This window comes from Desulfobacterium sp. N47, from assembly GCF_051233685.1.
GTDB lineage: Bacteria > Desulfobacterota > Desulfobacteria > Desulfobacterales > RPRI01 > RPRI01.
Genome location: NZ_JBAMMY010000013.1, coordinates 1 through 5,835 on the forward strand (window position 1 = coordinate 1; position 5,835 = coordinate 5,835).

Consider the following 5,835-nt stretch of genomic DNA (forward strand, 5'->3'; position numbering starts at 1 on the left):
CACCCATTGGCTTTACAACTTCATTATATGGGAAATAATGATTCATATCCCACTCATCAGCAAAAGGAGCTATTTTTTCATCTGCAAAATCACGCACCGTATCCTTAAGCATTTGAAGTTCTTCCGATAATTTAAAATCCACTTTTTCCTCCTGGCAATAATTATTTTACATATTTTAAATCGGGCTTCGAGAACAGTGAATGTTTTTCAAAGGTCTCGTTTTCATAAATTATAATTCTTTTTCAAAAGGCCGAACACTTAGTCTTTCTGTAATCCGGGCGTCAACATTAACCTATTACACATAAAACAGCATCTTTTGGAACAGAATCTCCGCTTTTAAAATTTATAGATTTTATTACGCCGTCCGCGGTTGCAGGAAGCGCATTTTCCATCTTCATGGCTTCAAGAATTACAATCGTATCCCCTTTCTTAACCTCATCTCCAACATTTACAGAATATGAGATTATCATTCCGGGCATTGGTGCATTGAGCGTAACTCCGGCGACCGCATCTGATAGAGCCAAATCGGGCTTAGTAGCCTTTTGTGCGGTTGGTTCAGTAACAAAGGATGTTGAGAAAACCTGTTGCACATAACCTTCACCTAATGCTGTACCTCCGATCTCTTCTATCCCGACTTCAAAATATCCCCCGTTTATATAAACTTTGAATGTACGCAATTTGTCCCCTTTTGTTGAAACGGTTTCCTTTTTAATCTTTTCAACAAGATTTCCTGCCTTTGCCTTGGCTATGATTCCCTGTTCAGCCGTGACCTGCTCAAGGGTCCTGGGCTTTACTTCGGGAGGAGGCTCTTCTTTGCCGTATTTCCACCTTAAAAATCTTTTGCCGGTAACCGGATAAAGTGCATAAATAAGCACATCGTCGATATCGGTGGTAAGATCTTTAATATCTTCTTTTGCTTTTTCAAGCTCAGGTTCAATAACTTCAGCAGGCCTGCATGTAATCGGTTTTTCGCCGCGGGAATAACTCTTAAGCGCTTTTTTCTGCAGCTCGGAATCGATTGGGACGGCTGTTTTACCATAGAGGCCGTAGCACAGATCTTTTACCTGGTCGGTAATCATTTTATATCTTTCTTTATCATCATCAAACAGAACATTATTAACTGTCTGAATGCCAACTATCTGGCTGGTAGGGGTGACAAGCGGAATCTGCCCTAAGTCTTTTCTGACTTTCGGCAACTCAGCATAAACATTGTTTATCTTATCGAGAGCATTCATCTCTCTTAACTGGTTGACGAGATTTGACAGCATCCCGCCTGGTGTCTGATGCAAAAGTACATTGATATCTATTATTGATACTTTTGAATCGTCAAGCAGATGTTTGTATTTGGGAAGGATGTCTTTTTCAAAAATTTCATTAATTGCTGCAAGTTGTCTGATATCAAAACCAGTGTCCCTGCTTGTTCCGAGAAGTGTCATTACAAGCGGCTCTACTGCCGGATGAGATGTTCTGTATGCATAAGGAGTCATGCATGTATCCAGTATATCTACACCCGCCTCAATGGCTTTCAGCTGAGTCATAGAAGCCATGCCCGAAGTAAAATGGCTGTGAAGATGGATAGGAATTTTTACGGCTTCTTTCAAAGCTTTGACAAGATCATATGCATCATAAGGAGCTATCAGGCCTGCCATGTCCTTAACGCAGATGCTGTCAGCGCCCATCGTTTCAAGTTCTTTTGCCTTTTTGACATAGTATTCAAGTTTATATACATCACCGCCCATCCTGGGTTCGGTTAAGGAATAGCATATGCAGCCCTGAAAATGTTTCCCGCAGCTTTTTATTGCCGGAACAACGGTTTCGAAATTACGGTAGTCATTTAGTGCGTCAAATGTCCTGAAAATATCCATGCCGTTTGCAGCCGCTCTCTCAACGAATACTTTTGCAACATCATCGGCATAATTTCTGTATCCAACAAGATTCTGACCCCGGAGAAGCATAGAGAAAGGAGTCTTTTTGATATAGCGTTTAAGAGTTCTTATTCTTTCCCACGGATCTTCATTCAAAAAGCGGTGCATAGTATCAAAAGTTGCTCCGCCCCAGACCTCCATTGCCCAAAACCCGACTTCATCCATCATCTCTGCAACAGGAATCATGTCCTCGGTTCTTCCTCTCGTTGCAAATAAAGACTGATGTCCATCGCGAAGAGTTAGATCTTCTATCAGAACCGGATTCTTGGCTTTAGGCCTGTCTTTTCCGTATTTCATTGCCGTTTTTTTAACTTTATCGTGATCGGTCATATTATAACTCTCCTATAAATATTATCACAAAACTTTCAGTTCGGTATTTTTAAGCTCTGTATCTATTGCGGTACTCCTTTATCCGGAATGTCTGTCTATACCGTTAACTTTGTCGATTATCGCCACCGGATGGACAGAACGACGCACAGTATAAGGCAAGGATGAATCTGGTGTGCTATAAAATTAAACACATAGAAAATGTCTTGCTATTTCCTATACTCGGCTTCGATTGTTACAATCGAGGGGAGTTTTTGAAATATCATCTCATAAGGCACATTACAGAAAAAAACAACTCGAAAATTTTACCAGAAGAAGACCCTATTACAAAGATGATAACGTCCACATAGAACAGAAAAACTGGACACATGTAAGACAATAACTTGGCTATGATCGTTTGAATAATTCAAGAGTTGTACCTTTACTCAATAGTATCTATATAATAAAATGGAGACTCTTCCAAAACTTTCACTGCTCTTCAGTAAAACTGATCTCTACCTTACTCAGCATTCGGTACATTATGGTATTTGCAATCCCATCCTGCATGGGATAAACTTCCAATCATGCACAGGTAATTCCTCCTGTCTGCCTTTAGGGGCTTTCCAGAGGAATTACCCATATTATATTTCTCACCGGATCGATAGAACCTCTCCGGGTCCTCCACCAGAGGTGGAGGGTTTAGATCAAAACTAATTTATGTGTTGTTTGGATAATTTCTAAAACTATTTTCGTTTGCGGTGGTCAAACACCCGCTTGGCCTTTACTTCATACCGGGGAAGCGTTTTAGGCAGCAATAAATCCACTTTCATTTTCACCCCGATTCTAAACTGCAACTCCCCGCGTAAATGCTTTTTAAGGACTTCGTATTTTTCTGCGGGAACATCAGGGGCGGCCTCCACTTTTATGTCTATCTCATCTCCCCCTTCTCCGGTTAAAATGTGAATCTCCAGGTTTTCGGTCAGCCCATCTATGCCACCAATAATGCCTTGAATAGCCGTGGGAAACACGTTAGTGCCCTTGATGGTTACCATCTGATCCGTCCTTCCCAAGACGCCACCCCGCAGCCATGTCCAGGTCCTTCCACATTCACAAGTCTCTTTGTGCCATTCAACGGTGTCATGGGTACGGTATTTGATCAATGGCATAACCGTGCTATAGTTGGTAAGCGTCCATTCCCCTATGCCGCCATCCGGCACCAATTTCCCTTCCTTATCCAATACCAGAGGATAGGCAATTGTTTCTGTGAGATGCAGTCGATCCGGATGAACTGGACAATGCCAGGAAGTAGATCCCCATAGGTCAGAAATACCGTACAAATCAAGAGCTTTTGCCCCCCAAGCCTTTTCGACAGCATCCCGGACGGTAGGCAATACGTATCCTGCTTCTCCAGCGGAGGTGATATACTTGATAGAGGAGTGCGCAATATCAACACCCATTTCTCTTGCCATTTCAGCTATCCGCATGGCATAAGTAGGAGTTGCGACCAGCACCGTAGGTTTAAGCTCCAAAATCTGTCTCACCCTCTGCTCGGTAGTCATTCCGCCTGAAGTGATAACCTGTGCGCCCATTGCTACCGCGTCATAATAGGCGCACCAAAAAGCCATGAAAGTACCAAATGGAAAAGCAAAATAGAATATATCGGCAGGGCGTATGCCATGCGCCCACCACTTGAATACCCACCCGGTGCTCAGCATATCCCTATAATATCCGATCTCTTTCATCGGGGTCCCAGTAGTTCCGGATGTCTGAAAAAAGAAAGTAAGATACTCATCACTATCCCTAACTATACTACCGCCAAATGGAGGATTCGCAGCCTGATAACGGAGTATATCCGGTTTATCAATGGATGGTATTTTCTCAACATAATCATCCAACATCTTGATATCTTCCGGTTTTACATGGGCTTTATCGTATAACTCTTGATACATGGGGATGTTCTCATAGGCATATTTTATTAATCGTTGCAGGCGACGAAGATGGAGCTGGTCCAATTTTTCCCTTGGCATGGTTTCCATGTATTCGTTCCAGTAGGGGCTCTCCGTGGCCTTCTGAGTATATAGACGCATAACTTTTTCCTGTAACTCCTTTCATATCTTGGTGTTTTTTTTATTGCATGAGATAGTTTCTATCATAAGGTATCCGGCACAAAAAGCGTAAGAGGAGAGCACACAGTTTATGCCGGCTTCGATATTTTTTGCTTTACGTGAATTTACCCTCTCAAATTTTCTATCTCGCTCTCTTCAACAAGCCCGTGATAGTGAAAGCATCCTCTTCCTTCACCGGATATTTTTTATCGAAATCTTTGCAATAGGCCGAATAACTATCCATTACCGTGTAATGGTCGGTCTGGTAGTTTATCCATATCCAGTTAAACAAGTTTGTTAATCCTTCCTTGGTAGTAGCCGGAGCCCCCGTGCCATTACCCTTCCACAATCTGCCTTTATGGTCATAACATTCATCCCAATACAACCTGAAGGTTCCTCCCTTATCCACGGGAACGGCATCTGCATAAAGTACCCGCTTGGAATACACATAATCCGGGTTGTTGATCATAACTTCCAGCACCCATTGGGGCCTTATCTCCCATTCCACCTGGAAGCAGGGACCATTCTTTTTATAATCATAGGGAGGTTTGTTTTCCAGCCCTATATAATCTCTGGGAACCAGGAAATCCCGGTGTTCCAGTACCCGGAACTTCATTCTGGAATCAATCTTCTGCCTCCATACCTCAAAATCATCCGGCACAGCGTCGCTTCCCAGCAGAGGATCGGTAAGGTCAGCTCCGGTCATACGGCGCACCCGACGAATCGCAGGTATATAGGCATAACATTCATCTGCCTTGTCAATGTCCCAGTATCTGTTCCTCAACTGTATAAACCCCTTAACTTCGTTAGGTTCGAGAATCATGATAGATTCCTTGAGGCAGATACCTTTTTCTTTAAACGCAGGCAGAACTCCCAAGGGGGGAAAGTCCGTTCTTCCCATGTACTTCATATTAAAAAGATTCCATATATAGTACTTTTCATACTTGGATCCTTTGAACAGTAGAAACTTGCTCGGACCCATCTCAAACTCATCGCTGGAAGAAGTGTTACGGGAAATAGTGGGATGCCCATTCCAGGCTATCTCTACAGCGCTCTTGGGTTCAGGGAAAGGAATTCCGGCTGTCCAGTTTAACAACTGATTGTTGGCTCCTACCCGTGCGGTGCCTGCATATTTCCTGGTAGCCTCCATTTGACCCTTGGTAAGTTTATAAGCGGTGGTTTTCACAATTGGCATGGTTACCAGCCCTTCCTTCACCCCCATGCCGTACCATTTGACTTTGGTGGGGGGAAGCAGTTTCTCCAACTCCGGCAGATACTTATCCCAATTTTCCTTGGTAATTACTACCCCCGGTTTGATGGGACCCGTATATTTCTTTAAGGGTGGCAGCTCCGCAGCACCCACAAAAACCGGAAATAAAATCCCTGCCATAAGAGCTATCGCAATATAGGTTCTTTTTAGCTTAATCATCAATTAGTTCCTCCATTAGTTCCTCCATTTATCAAGGTAATAAAAGTCTGTGATTCATTTTCGATACACA

Annotated in this window: 4 protein-coding genes; all 4 read right to left on the reverse strand. The window is 43.0% G+C overall.

Annotation, left to right across the window (positions count from 1 at the left end):
* On the reverse strand, window positions 1-142 hold a 142-nt coding region (locus VXK47_RS00250; protein ID WP_435546769.1), incomplete at its 3' end, for an acyl-CoA dehydrogenase family protein.
* Window positions 143-287: 145 nt separating this feature from the next.
* A complete protein-coding gene (locus tag VXK47_RS00255) occupies window positions 288-2,255 on the reverse strand; it encodes a pyruvate carboxylase subunit B (RefSeq protein ID WP_435546766.1) in 1,968 nt (655 codons plus the stop codon).
* 719 nt (window positions 2,256-2,974) lie between these two features.
* On the reverse strand, window positions 2,975-4,318 hold the full coding sequence (locus VXK47_RS00260) for a phenylacetate--CoA ligase family protein (RefSeq protein ID WP_435546767.1): 1,344 nt from the start codon (window positions 4,316-4,318) through the stop codon (window positions 2,975-2,977).
* Window positions 4,319-4,478: 160 nt separating this feature from the next.
* On the reverse strand, window positions 4,479-5,765 hold the full coding sequence (locus tag VXK47_RS00265) for a DUF1329 domain-containing protein (RefSeq protein ID WP_435546768.1): 1,287 nt from the start codon (window positions 5,763-5,765) through the stop codon (window positions 4,479-4,481).
* Window positions 5,766-5,835: the final 70 nt, after the last annotated feature.